This is a genomic window from Streptomyces sp. NPDC001406 (genome assembly GCF_042895285.1).
Lineage (GTDB): Bacteria > Actinomycetota > Actinomycetes > Streptomycetales > Streptomycetaceae > Streptomyces.
The window spans coordinates 537,197-556,390 of the sequence record NZ_JBIAWG010000003.1 but is presented as its reverse complement, the minus strand read 5'-3'; the positions used below and the strand labels follow the sequence as shown (position 1 = coordinate 556,390).

15 protein-coding genes are annotated in these 19,194 nt (G+C 73.8%); 13 read left to right on the top strand and 2 right to left on the bottom strand.

All coding sequences use genetic code 11. The annotated features are described in order from the left end of the window. The first annotated feature begins 37 nt into the window (after nucleotides 1-37). The 7 genes from ACFY1J_RS09925 to cobI are packed head-to-tail and all read left to right on the top strand — an operon-like array spanning nucleotide 38 to nucleotide 10,948. Nucleotides 38-988 (top strand): cobalamin biosynthesis protein, encoded by a 951-nt coding sequence (locus tag ACFY1J_RS09925; RefSeq protein ID WP_390730997.1) that lies wholly within the window; start codon nucleotides 38-40, stop codon nucleotides 986-988. After that, entirely contained in the window at nucleotides 985-2,517 is a 1,533-nt protein-coding gene (locus ACFY1J_RS09920) for a cobyric acid synthase (protein WP_390730996.1), read from the top strand. The genes ACFY1J_RS09925 and ACFY1J_RS09920 overlap by 4 nt, the downstream gene beginning before the upstream one ends. After that, nucleotides 2,514-6,221, top strand: a complete 3,708-nt coding sequence (gene cobN, locus ACFY1J_RS09915; RefSeq protein ID WP_390730995.1) for a cobaltochelatase subunit CobN — start codon at nucleotides 2,514-2,516, stop codon at nucleotides 6,219-6,221. The genes ACFY1J_RS09920 and cobN overlap by 4 nt, the downstream gene beginning before the upstream one ends. Continuing rightward, the gene (locus ACFY1J_RS09910; protein WP_390730994.1) at nucleotides 6,218-8,227 is read left to right on the top strand and encodes a putative cobaltochelatase; all 2,010 of its coding nucleotides are present in this window, start codon (nucleotides 6,218-6,220) and stop codon (nucleotides 8,225-8,227) included. Before cobN ends, ACFY1J_RS09910 begins: the two co-directional genes overlap by 4 nt. Beyond that, nucleotides 8,227-8,835: a cob(I)yrinic acid a,c-diamide adenosyltransferase gene (gene cobO, locus ACFY1J_RS09905; RefSeq protein ID WP_390711334.1), complete on the top strand. Its 609-nt coding sequence runs from the start codon at nucleotides 8,227-8,229 to the stop codon at nucleotides 8,833-8,835. Before ACFY1J_RS09910 ends, cobO begins: the two co-directional genes overlap by 1 nt. Continuing rightward, nucleotides 8,835-10,220 carry a cobyrinate a,c-diamide synthase gene (locus ACFY1J_RS09900; RefSeq protein ID WP_390730993.1) on the top strand — a complete coding sequence of 462 codons (1,386 nt, stop codon included), beginning with the start codon at nucleotides 8,835-8,837 and terminating at the stop codon, nucleotides 10,218-10,220. The genes cobO and ACFY1J_RS09900 overlap by 1 nt, the downstream gene beginning before the upstream one ends. Then, nucleotides 10,217-10,948 carry a precorrin-2 C(20)-methyltransferase gene (gene cobI / locus ACFY1J_RS09895; protein ID WP_363297341.1) on the top strand — a complete coding sequence of 244 codons (732 nt, stop codon included), beginning with the start codon at nucleotides 10,217-10,219 and terminating at the stop codon, nucleotides 10,946-10,948. Before ACFY1J_RS09900 ends, cobI begins: the two co-directional genes overlap by 4 nt. Nucleotides 10,949-10,974: 26 nt before the next feature. Here the strand turns inward: cobI and ACFY1J_RS09890 are convergent, their stop codons facing one another. After that, nucleotides 10,975-11,703 (bottom strand): ZIP family metal transporter, encoded by a 729-nt coding sequence (locus ACFY1J_RS09890; protein ID WP_390711336.1) that lies wholly within the window; start codon nucleotides 11,701-11,703, stop codon nucleotides 10,975-10,977. A gap of 95 nt (nucleotides 11,704-11,798) precedes the next feature. Between ACFY1J_RS09890 and cobM the strand changes: the two genes are divergently transcribed. From cobM to cobC, 6 genes are read left to right on the top strand one after another with little or no spacing between them, the layout of a single operon-like run. Beyond that, nucleotides 11,799-12,617, top strand: a complete 819-nt coding sequence (gene cobM, locus ACFY1J_RS09885) for a precorrin-4 C(11)-methyltransferase (protein ID WP_390711337.1) — start codon at nucleotides 11,799-11,801, stop codon at nucleotides 12,615-12,617. Then, nucleotides 12,614-13,855, top strand: coding sequence for a precorrin-6y C5,15-methyltransferase (decarboxylating) subunit CbiE (gene cbiE / locus ACFY1J_RS09880; RefSeq protein ID WP_390730992.1), 1,242 nt, complete (start codon nucleotides 12,614-12,616; stop codon nucleotides 13,853-13,855). The genes cobM and cbiE overlap by 4 nt, the downstream gene beginning before the upstream one ends. Then, nucleotides 13,852-15,555 (top strand): precorrin-3B C(17)-methyltransferase, encoded by a 1,704-nt coding sequence (gene cobJ, locus ACFY1J_RS09875; RefSeq protein ID WP_390711339.1) that lies wholly within the window; start codon nucleotides 13,852-13,854, stop codon nucleotides 15,553-15,555. Before cbiE ends, cobJ begins: the two co-directional genes overlap by 4 nt. Further along, nucleotides 15,552-16,136, top strand: coding sequence for a precorrin-8X methylmutase (locus ACFY1J_RS09870; protein ID WP_390730991.1), 585 nt, complete (start codon nucleotides 15,552-15,554; stop codon nucleotides 16,134-16,136). The genes cobJ and ACFY1J_RS09870 overlap by 4 nt, the downstream gene beginning before the upstream one ends. Next, nucleotides 16,133-17,071, top strand: a complete 939-nt coding sequence (locus ACFY1J_RS09865; RefSeq protein ID WP_390730990.1) for a sirohydrochlorin chelatase — start codon at nucleotides 16,133-16,135, stop codon at nucleotides 17,069-17,071. The genes ACFY1J_RS09870 and ACFY1J_RS09865 overlap by 4 nt, the downstream gene beginning before the upstream one ends. Then, on the top strand, nucleotides 17,055-18,131 hold the full coding sequence (cobC, locus tag ACFY1J_RS09860; RefSeq protein ID WP_390730989.1) for an Rv2231c family pyridoxal phosphate-dependent protein CobC: 1,077 nt from the start codon (nucleotides 17,055-17,057) through the stop codon (nucleotides 18,129-18,131). The genes ACFY1J_RS09865 and cobC overlap by 17 nt, the downstream gene beginning before the upstream one ends. A gap of 109 nt (nucleotides 18,132-18,240) precedes the next feature. Here cobC and ACFY1J_RS09855 read toward each other — a convergent pair whose 3' ends face one another. Continuing rightward, the gene (locus ACFY1J_RS09855) at nucleotides 18,241-19,176 is read right to left on the bottom strand and encodes an SCO1860 family LAETG-anchored protein (protein WP_390730988.1); all 936 of its coding nucleotides are present in this window, start codon (nucleotides 19,174-19,176) and stop codon (nucleotides 18,241-18,243) included. Nucleotides 19,177-19,194: the final 18 nt, after the last annotated feature.

Below are 19,194 nucleotides of genomic sequence, written 5' to 3'. Positions count from 1 at the left end.
ACCAGGTCGCTGCTCGACCCCACGGCCGGCTGAGCCGATGCGTGCCGATCGCGTCTTCGCGTACGGCGCCTCCGCCGGCCTCCTCGGTGACCTTCTCCTGGGCGATCCACGCCGTGGGCATCCGGTCGCCGCGTTCGGGCGTGCGGCAAGCGCCGTGGAGCGGGTGCTGTGGCGGGACCACCGCGGCCGGGGCGCCCTGCACACCGCCGCGTGCGTCGGTGGGGCCGTGGCCCTCGGCGCCCTCGCCCGCCGAGCCGTACGTCCCTCCCCCGCCGCCTCCGTCGCGCTCACCGCTGCCGCCACCTGGGCCGTGGTCGGGGGGACTTCGCTCGCCCGGGAGGCCCAGGCCGTCGGGCGTGCCCTGGAGGCGGGCGACGTGGCAGGGGCCCGTGCCCGGCTGCCTCACCTCTGCGGACGCGATCCGCAGGCGCTCGACGCCGACGGGATCGCCCGGGCCGTGGTCGAGTCCGTCGCGGAGAACACGTCCGACGCCGTCGTAGGGGCGCTGGTGTGGGGCGCCGTGGGCGGCGTGCCCGGACTGCTCGGGTTCCGCGCGGTCAACACCCTTGACGCCATGGTCGGGCACAAGTCCCCCCGGTACCGGCGCTACGGGTGGGCCTCCGCCCGGCTCGACGACGTCGCCGGATGGCCGGGGGCCCGCCTCACCGCCGTACTGGCCGCCGTCGCGGGCCCGGATCCGCGCGGCGCCCTGCGTGCCTGGCGGGCCGACGCACGCCGGCATCCCAGTCCCAACGCCGGTCCCGTCGAGGCCTCCTTCGCGGGGGCCCTGGGCGTGCGGCTCGGCGGAACCCTCTCCTACGGAGGGCGGGTCGAGCTCCGGCCCGTGCTCAACGGTGCCGGCCGCGCCGTGGCCACCGAGGACATCGACCGGGCCGTACGGCTCTCCCGTCGGGTCGGTCTGCTCGCGCTCGGCGTCGGAGTCGCCGTGCGCGGCGTCGTAAGCAAGGCAAAGGGGGGCACGTCATGAACGGTGGTCTGCTCGTCGCCGGCACCACCTCCGACGCGGGCAAGAGCGTCGTGACGGCGGGGATCTGCCGGTGGCTGGTGCGACAGGGCGTCAAGGTCGCGCCCTTCAAGGCGCAGAACATGTCCCTCAACTCGTTCGTGACGCGCGAGGGCGCCGAGATCGGACGGGCACAGGCCATGCAGGCCCAGGCGTGCCGGGTGGAGCCCAGCGCGCTGATGAATCCCGTGCTGCTCAAGCCCGGTGGTGAGCAGAGCAGCCAAGTCGTGCTGCTGGGGAAGCCGGTGGGCGAGTTGAGCGCCCGCGGCTATCACGGGGGCCGGCAGCAGAGACTTCTCGGAACCGTTCTCGACTGTCTCGCCGAGCTGCGGGGCACGTATGACGCGGTGATCTGTGAGGGGGCGGGCTCTCCCGCCGAGATCAATCTGCGGCGGACCGACATCGTGAACATGGGGATCGCGCGCAACGCCCGGCTCCCTGTGCTCGTCGTCGGCGACATCGACCGCGGGGGCGTATTCGCCTCCTTCTTCGGGACCGTGGCCCTGCTCTCGCCCGAGGACCAGGAACTGGTCGCCGGGTTCCTGGTGAACAAGTTCCGTGGGGACGTGTCCCTGCTGGAGCCGGGGCTCGACATGCTGAACGGGCTCACCGGGCGGCGCACCTACGGAGTGCTGCCGTTCCGGCACGGGCTCGGCATAGACGAGGAGGACGGGCTGCGCGTCTCGCTGCGCGGCACCGTGCGCGAGTCGTCCGTCGCCCCGCCCGTCGGGGAGGACGTGCTGCGGGTCGCCGTCTGCGCGATCCCGCTCATGTCCAACTTCACCGACGTGGACGCCCTGGCCGCCGAGCCCGGTGTCGTCGTGCGGTTCGTGGACCGGCCGGAGGAACTCGCCGACGCCGACCTCGTCGTGATCCCGGGCACCCGGGGCACGGTCCGGGCACTGGAGTGGCTGCGGAAGCGGGGACTGGCGGACGCCATCGTCACAAGGGCCCGCGAGGGCGGGCCCGTTCTCGGCATCTGCGGCGGCTTCCAGGTGCTCGGCGAGCACATCGAGGACGACGTCGAGAGCCGCGAGGGACACGTGGACGGGCTCGGGATCCTGCCCGTGCGGGTGCGGTTCGCCAAGGAGAAGACCCTCACCCGGCCCGTCGGCGAAGCCCTCGGCGAGCACGTCGAGGGGTACGAGATCCACCACGGGGTCGCCGACGTCCACGGCGGGGAGACGTTCTTCTCCGACGGCAGTGGACGCAGCCTGGACGGCTGTCGGGTCGGTCAGACCTGGGGCACGCACTGGCACGGCTCCCTGGAGTCGGACGCTTTCCGGCGGGCCTTCCTGCGCGAGGTGGCGGCCGCCGCGGGCCGCCGCTTCGTACCGGCGCCCGACACCTCGTTCGCCGCGCTGCGCGAGGAGCAGCTCGACCGGCTCGGCGACCTGATCGAACAGCACGCGGACACGGACGCGCTCTGGCGGCTCATCGAGTCGGGCGCGCCGCAAGGACTGCCCTTCATTCCACCGGGAGCGCCCGCATGAGCACAGTGTTGTTGTTGTCGACCGCCGACACCGATCTGCTGGCGGCCCGGGCCTCCAGTGCGTCCTACCTGATCGGCAACCCGACCCGGGTCGACGTCACCGAGGAGCTTCCGGAACTCCTCCGGCAGGCCGACCTCGCCGTCGTACGGCTGCTCGGCGGCAAGCGGGCCTGGGAGGAAGGGCTCGCCGCGCTGAAGGCCGCGGGGATCCCGACCGTGCTGCTGGGCGGGGAGACGGTACCCGACGCCGAGTTGATGGCCGAGTCGTCCGTGCCGGCCGGTGTCGTGGCCGAGGCGCTGCGCTACCTCGTCGAGGGCGGACCCGCCAACCTCACCGAACTGGCGCGCTTCCTGTCCGACACCGTGCTGCTGACGGGCGAGGGCTTCGACGAGCCGCGGAAGATGCCCGAGTACGGCGTCCACGGCGAACGTGCCCTCGTCGAGGGCCGGCCCACCGTCGGGGTGCTCTTCTACCGGGCCCATGAGCTGAGCGGCAACACCGCCTTCGTCGACACGCTGTGCGACGCGATCGAGGCGCGGGGCGCCAACGCGCTTCCCGTGTACTGCGGTTCGCTGCGCGGTGCCGACGCCGGGCTGTACGAGATCCTCGGCCGGGCCGACGCCCTGGTCGCCACGGTCCTCGCCGCCGGCGGCACCCACGCCTCACAGGCCTCGGCGGGCGGCGACGAGGAGGCCTGGGACATCGGGGCGCTCGCCGACCTCGACATCCCGGTGCTGCAAGGGCTCTGCCTGACCTCCTCCCGTGCCACGTGGGACGCGTCCGACGCCGCCCTCTCCCCCATGGACGCGGCGATGCAGGTCGCGATCCCGGAGTTCGACGGCCGCCTGATCACCGTGCCGTTCTCCTTCAAGGAGCAGGGTCCGGACGACGTCCCGGTGTACATCGCCGACCCCGAGCGGGCCGGACGCGTCGCCGGAATCGCCGTACGGCACGCGCAGTTGAAGCACAAGGCGAACGCGGACAAGAAGGTGGCGCTGGTCTTCACCGCCTACCCGACCAAGCACTCGCGCGTCGGCAACGCGGTGGGCCTCGACACCCCGGCCTCCGCGGTCCGGGTCCTCGACGCGCTGCGGGACGCCGGCTATTCCCTCACCGAATACCCCGACAACGGCGACGAGTTGATCCACCGGCTCATCGAGGCCGGCGGCCATGACGTCGAATGGCTCACCGAGGAGCAGCTGGCCGCGGCGCCCGCGCGCGTGCCGCTCGCCGACTACCGGGCGTGGTTCGACAAGCTCGACCCCGAGCTGCGGGACGGCATGCTGGAGGCGTGGGGCGAGCCGCCGGGCTCGCTGTACGTCGACGGCGACGACATCGTCCTCGCCTCCCTCCGGTTCGGGAACGTCGTCGTGATGATCCAGCCGCCGCGCGGCTTCGGCGAGAACCCGATCGCGATCTACCACGACCCGGACATGCCGCCGTCGCACCACTACATGGCCGCCTACCGCTGGCTGGAGAACAGCTTCGGAGCGGACGCGATCGTGCACATGGGCAAGCACGGCACGATGGAGTGGCTGCCGGGCAAGGGCCTTGGTCTGAGCGCCGGTTGTGCGCCGGACGCGGTCCTCGGCGATCTGCCGCTGATCTACCCGTTCATCGTCAACGACCCCGGCGAGGGCACCCAGGCCAAGCGGCGCGGGCACGCCACGGTCGTCGACCATCTGGTCCCGCCGATGGCCCGCGCCGACACCTACGGCGACCTCGCCAAGCTGGAGCAGCTGCTCGACGAGTACGCGCTGGTCTCCGACCTGGACCCGACCAAGGCGCCTGCCGTACGGGCGCAGATCTGGACGCTGGTCAAGGCGGCCGAGCTGCACCACGACCTGCACGTGGACGAGCAGCCCGAGGACGACGACTTCGACTCGTTCGTCATGCACATCGACGGCTATCTGTGCGAGATCAAGGACGTGCAGATCCGGGACGGCCTGCACATTCTCGGTGGCGGACCGGTCGCGGAGCCGCGCGTCAACCTGGTCCTCGCCGTGCTGCGCGCCTCGCAGGTGTGGGGCGGGCAGGCGAACGCCCTGCCGGGGCTGCGGGCCTCGCTCGCCGAGCACTTCGGGCTGGTCGAGAAGGAGCTGCTCGCCGAGCCGGGCGCGCCGGTGAAGGTGCCGGTGGAGCTGACGGACCTGGTCGAGGTCCCGCCCGTCTCCCACCACCACCCTTCCAAGGAAGGCGCTCCGCGCCCTTTTGTTCCTTCGCGCACGGCCGCCGACGCCATCGACCTGCTGGAGCAGCTGTGCCGGCGGTTCGCGGAGGGGATGGAGGAGCGCGGCTGGGACGGGGCGGCGGTCCCGGGCCTCGTCCGTGACGCCCTCGGCACCGAACTCCCCGACGCCGTCGCCGTGCTGGAGTTCGCCTGCGCCGAGGTCGTGCCGCGCCTGGCGCGGACCACCGACGAGATCGGCCACATCCTCCGGGCGCTGAACGGCGGTTACGTCCCCGCCGGTCCCTCGGGCTCCCCCACCCGCGGCCTGGTCAACGTCCTGCCGACCGGCCGGAACTTCTACTCGGTCGACCCCAAGGCCATTCCGTCCCGGCTGAGCTGGGAGGTCGGCCAGTCGCTCGCCGACTCGCTGGTGCAGCGGTATCTGCAGGACACGGGCGAGTACCCGAAGTCCGTCGGTCTGACGGTCTGGGGCACGTCCGCGATGCGCACCCAGGGCGACGACATCGCCGAGATCCTGGCACTGCTGGGCTGCCGCCCGGTGTGGGACGACGCCTCGCGCCGGGTCACCGGCTTCGAGATCGTGTCCCTGGAGGAGCTCGGCCGGCCGCGCATTGACGTCACGGTCCGTATCTCGGGCTTCTTCCGGGACGCGTTCCCGCACGTGGTCGGGCTGATCGACGACGCGGTGCGGGCGGTGGCCGAGCTGGCCGAGCCCGCCGAGCGGAACTTCGTGCGCGCCCACGCCGACGAGGACACCGCCGAGCACGGCGACCGGCGGCGCGCGACGGCCCGGGTCTTCGGCTCGAAGCCGGGGGCGTACGGCGCCGGGCTGCTGCCGCTGATCGACGCCCGCAACTGGCGCTCGGACGCGGACCTGGCCGAGGTGTACGCCGTCTGGGGCGGCTACGCATACGGGCGGGGGCTCGACGGGCGGGCGGCGCGCGGGGACATGGAGACGGCGTTCCGGCGGATCGCGGTGGCGGCGAAGAACGTCGACACCCGCGAGCACGACCTCGTCGACGCCGACGACTACTTCCAGTACCACGGCGGCATGGTGGCCATGGTCCGCCATCTGACCGGGGCCTCCCCCGAGGCGTACGTCGGCGACTCGGCCGTGCCCGACCAGGTGAAGACCCGGACGCTGGGCGAGGAGACTCATCGCGTCTTCCGCGCCCGCGTGGTCAACCCGCGCTGGATGGCGGCCATGCGGCGGCACGGCTACAAGGGCGCCTTCGAGATGGCGGCGACGGTCGACTACCTCTTCGGGTACGACGCCACGGCCGGCGTCGTGGACGACTGGATGTACGAGAAGCTCAGCGCCGAGTACGTCTTCGACGCGGAGAACCGGGACTTCATGAAGAAGTCCAACCCCTGGGCGCTGCGCGGGATCACGGAGCGGCTGCTGGAGGCGGCCGACCGCGGGCTGTGGGCCGAGCCGGACGCGGACACCCTGGAGCGGCTGCGGGCCACCTACCTGGAGCTGGAAGGCGACTTGGAGGGCGACGAGAAGTGAGTACCCCCTTTCCGTTCACGGCCGTCGTCGGTCAGGACGACCTGCGGCTCGCGCTGCTGCTGAACGCCGTGTCGCCGGCGGTCGGCGGTGTGCTGGTGCGCGGCGAGAAGGGCACCGCCAAGTCGACGGCCGTACGGGCCCTTTCGGCGCTGCTGCCCGAGGTCGACGTCGTCTCCGGCTGCCGCTTCTCCTGTGCCCCCGGCTCCCCCGACCCCGCCTGCCCGGACGGGCCGCACGAACCGGGGGCGTTCGAGTCCCGTCCGGCACGCATGGTGGAGCTGCCCGTCGGCGCCTCCGAGGACCGGCTGGTGGGCGCCCTGGACATCGAGCGGGCGCTCGCCGAGGGCGTGAAGGCCTTCGAGCCCGGCCTGCTCGCCGACGCGCACCGCGGGATCCTGTACGTCGACGAGGTCAACCTGCTCCACGACCACCTCGTCGACCTGCTCCTTGACGCCGCCGCGATGGGCGCCTCCTACGTCGAGCGCGAGGGTGTCTCCGTGCGGCATGCGGCCCGCTTCCTGCTCGTCGGCACCATGAACCCCGAAGAGGGGGAACTGCGCCCGCAGTTGCTCGACCGGTTCGGGCTGACCGTCGAGGTCGCGGCCTCGCGGGAGCCGGACCAGCGGGTGGAGGTCGTACGGCGGCGGCTGGCGTACGACGACGACCCCGACGGTTTCGCCACGCGGTGGGCCGGCGAGGAGGCCGCCGTACGGCAACGGATCGTGGCGGCACGGGAGTTGCTGCCGCAGGTGCGGCTGGGCGACGGGGCGCTGCGGCAGATCGCGGCCACCTGTGCCGCCTTCGAGGTCGACGGTATGCGGGCCGACATCGTGATGGCGCGTACGGCGACCGCGCTGGCGGCCTGGGCGGGGCGGACCGATGTGCTCGCCGAGGACGTACGGCAGGCGGCCCTGCTGGCGCTGCCGCACCGCCGCAGGCGGAACCCCTTCGACGCCCCGGGACTCGACGAGCACAAGCTCGACGAGACGCTGGAGGAGTTCTCCGGCGACGGCGACGACGATTCCGAACCCGATCCCGATCCCGACGGTGGCGGACCGGGCGGGGGCGGCGGGCAGCCCGCGCCGGACGCCGGTCCGCAGGGCGGTGACACGGCTGCCCGGCCCGAGACCGGGGAGGGCGGCGAGCCGCAGGCGTCCGGCTCCGCGGAGCGGTCCCCCGTCCGCGCCGCCGAGCCCTTCCGCACGAAGGTGCTGAGCGTGCCCGGGATCGGCGAGGGCGCCGCCGGGCGGCGTTCGCGGGCGCGGACCGAGCACGGGCGCACGACCGGGGCGCGGCGGCCGCAGGGCAAGCTGTCCAAGCTGCACCTGGCGGCCACCGTCCAGGCGGCGGCACCGCATCAGCGGGCGCGCGGCCGCTCCGGGCCGGGACTTGTCGTACGCCGGGACGATCTGCGGCAGGCCACCCGCGAGGGGCGTGAGGGGAACCTCGTGCTCTTCGTGGTCGACGCCTCCGGATCGATGGCGGCGCGGCAGCGGATGGGCGCCGTGAAGGGTGCCGTGCTGTCGCTGCTGCTCGACGCCTACCAGCGCCGGGACAAGGTGGGACTGGTGACCTTCCGCGGCAAGGACGCGCAGGTCGCGCTGCCGCCGACCTCGTCCGTGGACGCGGCGGCGGCCCGGCTGGAATCGCTGCCGACGGGCGGGCGGACCCCGCTCGCGGCCGGGCTGCTGAAGGCGCACGAGGTGCTGCGGGTCGAGCGGCTGCGGGATCCGGCGCGCCGGGCGCTCGTCGTGGTGGTGACCGACGGGCGGGCCACGGGTGGTCCGGAGCCGGTCGCCCTGGCGGGGCGTGCGGCGCGGCTGTTCGCGGCCGAGCAGGTCGCCTCCGTGGTCGTGGACTGCGAGTCGGGGCCGGTGCGGCTGGGGCTGGCCGGACAGCTCGCGGGTGAGCTGGGCGGTACGGCGGTGACGCTGGACGAGCTGCGGGCCGACAGCATCGCCGGGTTGGTCAGGAATGTGCAGGGGACATCGAGGAGGGCCGCGTAATGCCTCAGGGGCAGCCGAGTGTGATCCCGGACGACGGGCTGACGACGCGGCAGCGGCGCAACCGGCCGCTCGTCGTCGTCCACACGGGCATCGGCAAGGGGAAGTCCACCGCCGCGTTCGGGCTCGCGCTGCGCGCCTGGAACCAGGGGTGGCCCATCGGAGTGTTCCAGTTCGTCAAGTCGGCGAAGTGGAAGGTCGGCGAGGAGAACGCGCTCAAGGTGCTGGGCGCCTCCGGCGAGGGCGGGACCGTCGACTGGCACAAGATGGGCGAGGGCTGGTCGTGGGTCCAGCGGGACCTTCAGGGTGACAACTCGACCAACGAGGAGAAGGCCCGCGAGGGCTGGGAGCAGGTCAAGCGGGACCTGGCCGCCGAGACGTACAAGCTGTACGTGCTCGACGAGTTCGCGTACCCGATGCACTGGGGCTGGGTCGACACCGACGAGGTGGTGCAGGTGCTGCGCGACCGGCCGGGGACCCAGCACGTGGTGATCACCGGGCGGAACGCTCCGGAGAAGCTTCTCGACCTCGCGGACCTCGTGACCGACATGTCCAAGGTCAAGCACCCCATGGACGCGGGTCAGAAGGGGCAGAGAGGCATCGAGTGGTGATGTCCCCGTCCGTGCCCCGGCTGGTCATCGCCGCGCCCTCATCGGGCAGCGGCAAGACCACCGTCGCCACGGGGTTGATGGCCGCGCTGACCGCGCGGGGGCTCGCCGTGTCCCCGCACAAGGTCGGCCCCGACTACATCGACCCCGGATATCACGCGCTCGCCACCGGGCGCGTGGGGCGGAACCTCGACGCGTACCTGTGCGGGCCGGAGCTGGTCGGTCCGCTGTTCGTGCACGGTGCGCGCGGCTGCGACATCGCGGTCGTCGAGGGGGTGATGGGGCTGTACGACGGGGCCGCCGGGGAGGGCGAACTGGCCTCCACCGCACATGTGGCGAAGCTGCTGCGGGCGCCGGTGGTACTGGTCGTCGACGCCTCGTCGCAGTCGCGGTCGGTGGCCGCGCTGGTGCACGGGTTCGCCTCCTGGGATCCGGAGGTGCGGGTCGGGGGCGTGATCCTGAACAAGGTCGCGTCGGACCGGCACGAGGAGCTGCTGCGGGACGCGTTGGACTCCGTCGGGGTGCCGGTGCTGGGGGTGTTGCGGCGGGCGCCGCAGGTGGACACGCCGTCCCGGCACCTGGGCCTGGTGCCGGTCGCCGAGCGGCGGGCGGAGGCGGTAGCGGCCGTCGCGGCGATGGGCGCACAGGTCTCCGACGGCTGTGATCTGGATGCGCTGATGGCGCTGGCGCGTGGTGCCGGTGCGTTGTCGGGTGCGGCCTGGGACCCGGCCGAGGCCGTCGCCCCGCCCACCCACGAGCACCCGACTCGGTCGGCCGAGAAGCCGACGCCCGTAGTGGCTGTCGCCGGTGGAGAAGCGTTCACCTTCTCCTACGCCGAGCACACCGAACTCCTCACCGCTGCCGGCGCCGACGTCGTCCCCTTCGACCCCCTCCGCGACGAGCAACTGCCCGACGGAACACGCGGGTTGGTCATCGGCGGCGGGTTCCCCGAGGTGTACGCGGCCGAGCTGTCCGCCAACGAGCCGCTCAGGAAGGCCGTCGCGGCGCTCGCGGAATTTGGCGCTCCCGTGGCCGCCGAGTGCGCCGGGCTGCTCTATCTGTGCCGGGAGCTGGACGGACGGCCCATGTGCGGGGTGCTCGACGCCACCGCCCGGATGAGCGAGCGGCTCACACTCGGGTACCGGGACGCCGTGGCCGTGAGCGACAGCGTGCTCGCCGTGGCGGGGACGCGGATGCGGGGGCACGAGTTCCACCGGACCGTCGTCGAGCCCGGCTCGGGGGCGGCTCCCGCCTGGGGTGTGCGCGCCCCTCGACGGCGGGTCGAAGGTTTCGTACAGCAGGGTGTGCACGCGAGTTATCTGCACACGCACTGGGCGTCCGTGCCCGGTGCGGCCCGTCGGTTCGTGGAGAGGTGCAGGACGTCATGAGCAGCAGGCTGATCGGTGTCGGGGTGGGGCCGGGCGACCCGGAGCTGGTGACCGTCAAGGGCGTCAACGCCCTGCGCGCGGCCGATGTCGTCGTCGTACCGGTCATGGACTCCGGAGAACGCGGGCGGGCCGAGGCGACCGTGCTGCACTACGTCCCCGGGGAGAAGGTCGTCCGGGTCGTGTTCGCGCTCAACGAGCGGACCGACCGGGGGCGCCGCGAGGCCGCCTGGGACGCGGCCGGTGAGCGGGTCGCCGGGCTGCTCCGGGAGCGGGGCGCGGTCGCCTTCGCGACCATCGGCGATCCCAACGTGTACTCGACCTTCACCTATCTCGCGCAGACGATCGCGGAGCTGGTGCCGGGCACGGTCGTCGAGACCGTGCCGGGGATCACCGCGATGCAGGATCTCGCGGCGCGCTCGGGGGCCGTGCTGACCGAGGGTACCGAGCCGTTGACGCTCGTTCCGGTCACCGCCGGGGCGGCCGTGCTCAAGGAGGCGCTGAACGGTCCGGGGACGGTCGTGGCGTACAAGTTCGGACGGCAGGCCGGGGAGGTCGCCGAGGCGCTGCGGGAGACCGGGCGGATCGACGACGCGGTGTGGGGGTCGGCGCTCGGGCTGCCGGAGGAGTCCATCCGGCCCGCGGGCGATCTCGACGGGGCCCCGCTGCCGTACCTCTCCACGCTGATCGCGCCCGCGCGGCGCGACGGCGGCCGGGGCGGCAAGCTGTGATCGACTCGGACGCAACCCCGCCCGGCTCAGGCGGAGATGCCCACCACCAGCCAGATGAAGGCCGCGCCCGCCACCGTGCACAGCAGGGTGGAGCGGGCGGGGTGCTCATGGTGCGCCTCGGGGAGGATCTCGGCCGCGGCGAGATAGAGGAGCGCGCCGCCGAACAGGGCGAGATAGCCGCCGAGCAGCGGCGCCGGGATGGTGAGGAACGCCGTGGACAGGGCGCCGAGGACCGGCGCGCACGCGTCCGCGACCAGCATGGCGACCGCCTTGCGGCGGGCGTTGCCGTACAGGCTGGTGATGGTGAACGTGTTGAAGCCGTCCGCGAAGTCGTGGGCGATCACGGCGAGGGCGACCGCCGCGCCCATGCCGCCGCCCACCTGGAAGGCCGCGCCGATGGCCACGCCGTCCATGGCGCTGTGGCCGACCATCGCGGCGGCCGCCGTGAGGCCCACCTCGGGCGCGCGGTGACCGTGCTCCTCGGCGCCGTGTGCGGCCTGCCGGGCGGCCAGCAGCCGTTCCACCAGATGGGCGAGCAGGAATCCGGCCACGAACAGCAGCAGGGCCGCCGGTACGCCGAAGACCTCCCGGCCCGCCGCACGCAGTGCCTCGGGCAGCAGGTCGAGGCCGACCACCCCCAGCATCAGACCGCCGGCCAGGCCCAGAACCAGGTGGCGACGGTCGGTCACGCGCTGTGCCGTCCAGCCGCCGGCCAGCGTCATCAGGAACGCGCCGAGCGCGACAAGGACCGCCATAGGCCTTTGCTATCCGATCGCACCCCGATCGCGCACATCCGGCCACACTGCCACCCGCCCACACCATGATATTTCGTACGAGAGGACCCCTTCCCATGGCCGATGCCCCCACCGGCAAGGTGACCTTCGTCGGTGCCGGCCCCGGCGCCGCCGACCTGCTGACGTTCCGTGCCGCGCACGCCATCGCCGAGGCCGACGTCGTGATCTGGGCGGCCAGCCTGGTCCAGGCGGAGGTCCTCCAGCACGCGCGCGAGGACGCACAGATCCTCGACTCGGCGACCATGTCCCTGGAGGACGTCGTCGCCGTCTACCGGCGTGCCCGGGAGGAGGGGCTGCGCGTCGCCCGGATCCACTCCGGCGACCCGGCGCTGTGGGGCGGTACGCAGGAACAGCTCGACCGGTGCGCGGAGATCGGCATCGCCACGGAGATCGTGCCCGGCGTGTCCTCCTTCTCCGCCGTGGCCGCCCTCGCGCGGCGCGAGCTGACCATCCCCGAGGTCGCGCAGTCCGTCGTCCTGACCCGGCTGGGCGGCGGCAAGACGCCGATGCCGCCCGGCGAGGAGGTCCGTGAGTTCGCGCGCCACGGCACCACCATGGCGATCTTCCTGTCGGCGGCCCGCAGCGGCCAGCTGGTCCGGGAGCTGCTGGAGGGCGGCTACCCGACCAGTACGCCGGTGATCGTCGCCCACCAGGTGACCTGGCCGGAGGAGCTGGTCGTGCGGTGCACGGTCGGCACGCTGGAGGAGACGGTCAAGGAGCACAAGCTCTGGAAGCACACCCTGTTCCTGGTCGGCCCGGCCCTGGACGCGCACGGCACCCGCTCGCACCTCTACCACCCCGGTCACTTCCACGGCCACCGCAAGGCCGACCCGCAGGCCCGCAAGGAGCTGCGCGAGCGGGGTGCGAGCACATGACCTGGCCGATCACCGTCGTCGGTACGGGGACCGGGGCGCCGGTTCCCGAGGACGTCCTCGCCGGGGCCGCTCTGGTCGTCGGCGGGCGGCGGCATCTGGACGCCGTACGGCTGCCCGAGGCGGCGGAGCGGATCGTCCTCGGGCCGCTGGCGCCCGCGCTGGAGGCCGTCGAGCGGCATCTCGACAAGGGCGCCCGGGTTGTCGTGCTGGCCTCCGGGGATCCCGGGTTCTTCGGGATCGTGCGGGCGCTGGCGGAGCGGTTCGGGGCCGGGCGGCTCGATGTGCGGCCCGGTGTGTCCTCCGTGGCGACGGCCTTCGCGCGGCTGGGGCTGCCCTGGGACGACGCGGTCGTGGTCAGCGCGCACGGGCGTGACCTGCGTACGGCCGTCAACGCGTGCCGGGCGCATCCCAAGGTCGCCGTGCTGACCGGGCCGGGTGCCGGTCCGGCCGAACTGGGCGCCGCCGTGTCCGGCGACCGCGTCCTGGTCGTGGCCGGTGCGCTCGGCGATCCGCGGCGCGAGCGCGTGGAGCGGGTGACGCCCGCCGAGGCGGCGGCCCGGGACTGGGGTACGGCGGTCAGCGTGGTGCTGTGTCTGGACGAGTCGCGGGCGCTGGGCGCCGTGCGGACCGTCGCGGGCGGGCTCGACGGGCCCGCCGGATGGGCGCTGGACGAGGCCGAGTTCGCGCACCGCGACTCGATGATCACCAAGTTCGAGGTGCGGGCCCTGGCACTGGCCAGGCTGGGGCCGCGCCTCGGCGACCTGGTCTGGGACGTCGGAGCGGGCTCCGGGTCCGTGGCCGTCGAGTGCGCGCGGCTCGGTGCCGCCGCCGTCGCCGTCGAGAAGACCGTGGACGGGGCCGGGCGCATCCGGGCGAATGCCGCGGCGCACGGTGTGGACGTGCGGGTGGTGCACGGGGAAGCGCCGGCCGCGCTGTCCGGACTCGACGATCCCGACGCCGTCTTCATCGGCGGCGGGGGCCGCGAACTGCCCGCCATCGTCACCGCGTGCGCGCGGCGGGCCCGGCGCACGGTGGTGATCGCGATGGCCGCGCTCGACCGGGTGCCGGCCGCGCGCGAGGCGCTCACCGGCGCCGGGTTCTCCTGCGACGGCGTGCTGCTGCAGTCGTCGCGGCTCGCGCCGCTGCCGGGGGACGTGACCCGGCTCGCGGCCACCAATCCAGTGTTCCTGCTGTGGGGCGTCCGGCTTCCAGCACCTATCGAGGGAGTTGCTCGGTGATCGGCCTCATTTCCGCCACCGCGGCGGGCGCGGCGGCGCGGGACCGGCTGGCGGCCGCGTGGCCGGACCGGACGCGGGTGTACGAGGGTCCCGTCGGGGACGCCGTGCGGGCCGCGTTCGCTCAGTGCGAGCAGTTGGTGTGCTTCCTGGCGACCGGTGCGGTGGTCCGGCTCGTCGCGCCGCTGCTGGGTGACAAGGCGTCCGACCCGGGTGTGGTGTGCGTCGACGAGGGCGGGCGGTTCGCCGTGTCGCTGGTCGGCGGGCACGGCGGCGGGGCCAATGAACTCGCCCGTGAGGTGGGCGGGTTGCTCGGTGCCGAGCCCGTGGTGACGACCGCGACCGACTCCGCCGGGCTGCCGGGCCTCGACACCCTGGGGTTTCCGTTCGAGGGGGCGGTCGCGACCGTCTCGCGGGCCCTGCTGGACGGCGAGCCCGTCGCCCTGGAGGCCGAGGTGCGGTGGCCGTTGCCTCCGCTGCCGACGGCGGCGCGGGGCGCGTACACGATCCGGCTGACCGACCGTGCCGTCGAACCCGGCGAGCGCGAGGTGCTGCTGCGCCCGCCGTCCCTGGTGGTCGGCGTCGGCGCGTCCAGGGGCGCTTCCGTCGAGGAGGTGCTCGGGCTGATCGAGACATCGTTGCGGGACGCCGGGCTCGTTGCCGGGTCTGTCGCCGAACTCGCCACCGTCGACGCCAAGTCGGACGAACCCGGGATCGTCGTCGCCGCCGAGCGCCTCGGTGTGCCCCTGGTGACGTACTCCGCCGAAGAGCTGGCGGCGGTCGAGGTGCCCAACCCCTCCGACGCGCCGCTCTCCGCGGTCGGCACGCCCTCCGTGGCGGAGGCGGCCGCCCTGGTGCGCGGGGGTGAACTCCTCGTCCCCAAGCGGAAGTCGGTACGGGCGGACGGGCAGCCCGCGATGGCGACGTGTGCCGTTGTACGGCGGCCGGGGCGCGGACGGCTCGCGGTGGTCGGGCTCGGTCCCGGCGCCCGCGATCTGCTCACCCCGCGTGCGCAGGCGGAACTACGGCGCGCCTCCGTGCTCGTGGGCCTCGACCAGTACGTCGACCAGATCCGCGATCTGCTGCGGCCCGGCACCCGGATCCTGGAGTCGGGCCTCGGGGCCGAGGAGGAGCGGGCGCGCACGGCGGTCGCCGAGGCCCGCCGGGGCCATGCGGTCGCGCTGATCGGCAGCGGGGACGCGGGCGTGTACGCCATGGCCTCCCCGGCGCTCGCCGAGGCGTCCGACGACATCGACGTGGTCGGGGTGCCGGGCGTGACCGCGGCGCTCGCGGCCGGGGCGATCCTGGGCGCGCCGCTGGGCCACGACCATGTGTCGATCAGCCTCTCCGATCTGCACACGCCGTGGGAGGTCATCGAGCGGCGGGTGCGGGCCGCGGCGGCGGCGGACATCGTCGTGACGTTCTACAACCCGCGTTCCCGGGGCCGGGACTGGCAGTTGCCGAAGGCCCTCGCGATCCTCGCGGAGCACCGGGAGCCGACGACGCCGGTCGGTGTCGTGCGCAACGCCTCGCGGCCGGACGAGTCCAGCCGGCTGACGACGCTGGCCGCCCTGGACCCGGCGACGGTCGACATGATGACGGTCGTGACCGTGGGCAACACCGCGACCAGGGACATCGCGGGGCGCATGGTCACCCCGCGCGGCTACCGCTGGCAGGAAGGCTCCCCGGAGGAGGCCAAGTGAACCGTGTCGTTCATCCGATCGAGCAGGAGTCGTTCCGGCGGCTGCGCGCCCGCCTGGACACCTCGCACTTCGCGCCGCTGACCCGGGCGGTGGTGGAGCGGGTCATCCACTCCGCCGCCGACCTGGAGTACGCGTCCGACCTCGTCATGGACGAGGGCGACCTGGAGAAGGCGCACACCGCGCTGCACGCCGGGGCCCCCGTGGTCGTGGACGTGGAGATGGTCGCGGCCGGGATCACCCGGCGGGAGACCGTCTGCCGACTCAAGGACGCCGAGGCCGGGCCGGGGCTCACCCGTTCGGCACACGCGATCCGGCTGGCGTACGAGCAGGTCGGGCCCGGCGCCCTCTGGGTGATCGGCTGTGCGCCGACCGCCCTGGAGGAGCTGCTCACCCTGGACGCCTCCCCCGCGCTCGTCATCGGCCTGCCCGTCGGCTTCGTCGGCGCCGCCGAGTCCAAGGCCGCGTTGCGCGAGAGCGGGCTGCCCGCTGTCAGCAACGTGTCCGAGAAGGGCGGTTCGGCGGTCGCCGCGGCCGCGCTCAACGCCCTTCTGTACCACCCGACTTCGAAGGAGAACGCGTGACCACCCCACCGCCCGCCCTGCTCATCGCCGGCCATGGCACCCGGGACGACGCCGGGGCCGAGGCGTTCCGCGACTTCGTGCGCGAGCTGGGGCGCCGCCACCCCGAACTGCCCGTCGCGGGAGGCTTCATCGAGCTGTCCCCGCCGCCGCTGGGCGAGGCCGTGACCGAGCTGGTGGAGCGGGGCGTACGCCGGTTCGCCGCCGTTCCGCTGATGCTGGTGTCCGCCGGGCACGCCAAGGGCGACATCCCGGCCGCGCTGGCCCGCGAGAAGGAACGCCACCCCGGGATCTCGTACACCTACGGCCGTCCGCTGGGCCCGCATCCGGCGCTGCTGAGCGTGCTGGAGCGGCGCCTGGACGAGGCGCTGGGCACCGACGCCGGTGGGCGCACTCCGCTGGACCGGGCCGAGGTGACCGTGCTGCTGGTCGGGCGCGGTTCGACGGACCCGGACGCCAACGCCGAGGTGCACAAGGCGGCCCGGCTGCTGTGGGAGGGACGCGGATACGCGGGCGTGGAGACGGCGTTCGTGTCGCTGGCGGCGCCGGACGTGCCGAGCGGCCTCGACCGGTGTGCGAAGCTGGGCGCGCAGCGGATCGTCGTGCTGCCGTACTTCCTGTTCACCGGCATCCTCCCGGACCGGGTGCGGCAGCAGACCGAGGACTGGGCGGCCGCGCATCCGGAACTCGACGTGCGGGCGGCCGATGTCATCGGGCCCGAGCCTGAACTGCTCGACCTGGTGATGGAGCGGTACGAGGAGGCCGTCAAGGGCGAGCTGCGGATGAACTGCGACTCGTGCGTGTACCGCATCGCGCTGCCCGGGTTCGAGGACAAGGTGGGGCTCCCGCAGCAGCCGCACTTCCACCCGGACGACGACGGACACCATCACCACGGGCACGGGCATCATCACCACGGCGGACATGCCCATGCGCACTGAGGACACCCCCGGGCACGATCTGCGCCACCACGGTGACGCCGAGGTCCGGGACGACGGATCGGCACTGGTCGACCTCGCCGTCAACGTCCGCGCCGACACGCCCCCGAAGTGGCTGCGGGAGCGGATCGCCGATTCGCTGACCGGTCTCGCGGCCTACCCGGACGGGCGGGCCGCACGGGCGGCGGTGGCGGCGCGGCACGGGGTTCCGGTGGAGCGGGTGCTGCTGACGGCGGGCGCGGCCGAGGCGTTCGTGCTGCTGGCGCGCGCTCTGAAGGTGCGTCTGCCGGTCGTCGTGCACCCGCAGTTCACGGAGCCGGAGGCGGCGCTGCGGGACGCGGGCCACACCGTGGAGCGGCTGCTGCTGCGGGCGGAGGACGGCTTCCGGCTGGATCCGGCGGCCGTGCCCGAGGACGCCGACCTGGTGGTGATCGGCAATCCGACGAATCCCACGTCGGTGCTGCACCCGGCGGCGGCCGTCGCGGAACTGGCCCGTCCCGGGCGGACCCTGGTGGTCGACGAGGCGTTCATGGACGCGGTGCCGGGTGAGCGCGAGGCGCTGGCCGGGCGGACCGACGTGCCCGGCCTGGTGGTGCTGCGCAGTCTGACGAAGACCTGGGGTCTGGCCGGGCTGCGGATCGGCTACGTGCTGGCCGCGCCGGAGACGATCGCGGAACTGGAGCGGGCCCAGCCGCTGTGGCCGGTGTCCACCCCCGCGCTGGCGGCGGCCCGGGCGTGTGTGGCGCCCCGGGCCCTGGCGGAGGCGGCCCACGCGGCCCATCGCATCGCTGCGGACCGGGCCCATCTCGTCGCGGGCCTGGAGGAGTTCGCCCCGGAAGGGCTGCGGGTGGTGACTCCCGCGGAGGGCCCCTTCGTCCTCGTACGGCTGCCACGGGCGGCCGCCGTGCGCCGGCATCTGCGCCACCTCGGCTATGCGGTACGGCGCGGGGACACCTTCCCGGGGCTGGACGAGGAGTGGCTGCGGCTCGCGGTGCGGGACCGGGGGACGGTGAACGGCTTCCTGCAGGCCCTGGACAAGGCCGTGACACTGGCCGGACGGTGAGGCCGCCGGACGGGCGGCTCGGCCCGTCCGGCCTCCGATGACCGGCCGTCCGGCTTCCGATGACCGGCCCGTCCGGCCTCCGATGACCAGGCCGAGCGGGCTGCGGCGCTCAGCCCCGGCGCCGCCGGGCCAGCACCAGCGCTCCCCCGCCCGCCACGACCAGTGCGAGCGCCCCGCCGGCGATGTAGGGCGTGGTCGAGCTGCCGCCGGTCTCCGCGAGGCCCGCCACGCCCGGGGCTCCCTGCGGTCTGACGTCGGGCGCCGGATCGGTGCTCGGCGGGGCGGACTTCGCCGGGTCGGCGGGGCTCTCGCAGGTCGCCCTGGCGAGGGTCAACGTTCCTTCCACCTCGGCCACGTTGAGTTGGGGGTCCCCCCTGCTCGTAGAGCTTGGGGGAGGGTTGACGGAGACCTTCAGTTCGAGGGCGGTGGCGGCGGCCGTGCGGGAGGTGGTCTGCCGCTGGGAGAGATCCAGACGCACCTCGCCGGCCCCGGGCACCTTCACCTCCGTCGGGCCGCCGGCGGTGAGCGTCACGCGCTTGCCGAGCACCGTGACCGCGCCCAGCACGTTCGACGACGCGACGGGCTGTTTGCCGGCCTCGCAGGTCGCCTGCGCGGTGACCGTCTCGACCTCGACGAGGGACAGCAGGGGCAGGCCGGGGACATGGAGCTTGGCGTGGGCGAGGCGGACGGAGCCCTCGGCGCGGCTCGCCGAGACCGTGGCCCTGGCCGCGGCGACGTCCGCGCCCAGCACGGCGAACGGCTTGCCGCCGGCCACACCGTCGAGCTCGGCGGTGAGCGCGGTCTTCGACGCGCTTTGCGGCGCTTGGACCTCGTTGAGCGAGACCGCGAGCGGGACGTTCACGGACTTGTTGAGCAGGGACACATCGAGCCCGGTGCGCAGGACGACGGCGCTCGCACGACCGTGGTCGGTGGTCGCGTGCGCGGCGCCCGCGCCGGCCAGCGCCGCGGGACCGGCGGCGAGGGCCGAGGCCGTCGCGACGGTCGCGAGTCGGCGTGCGGGCATGCGGAAGTGGTTGCCGTTCAAGGTGTGGGACCCCCAGAC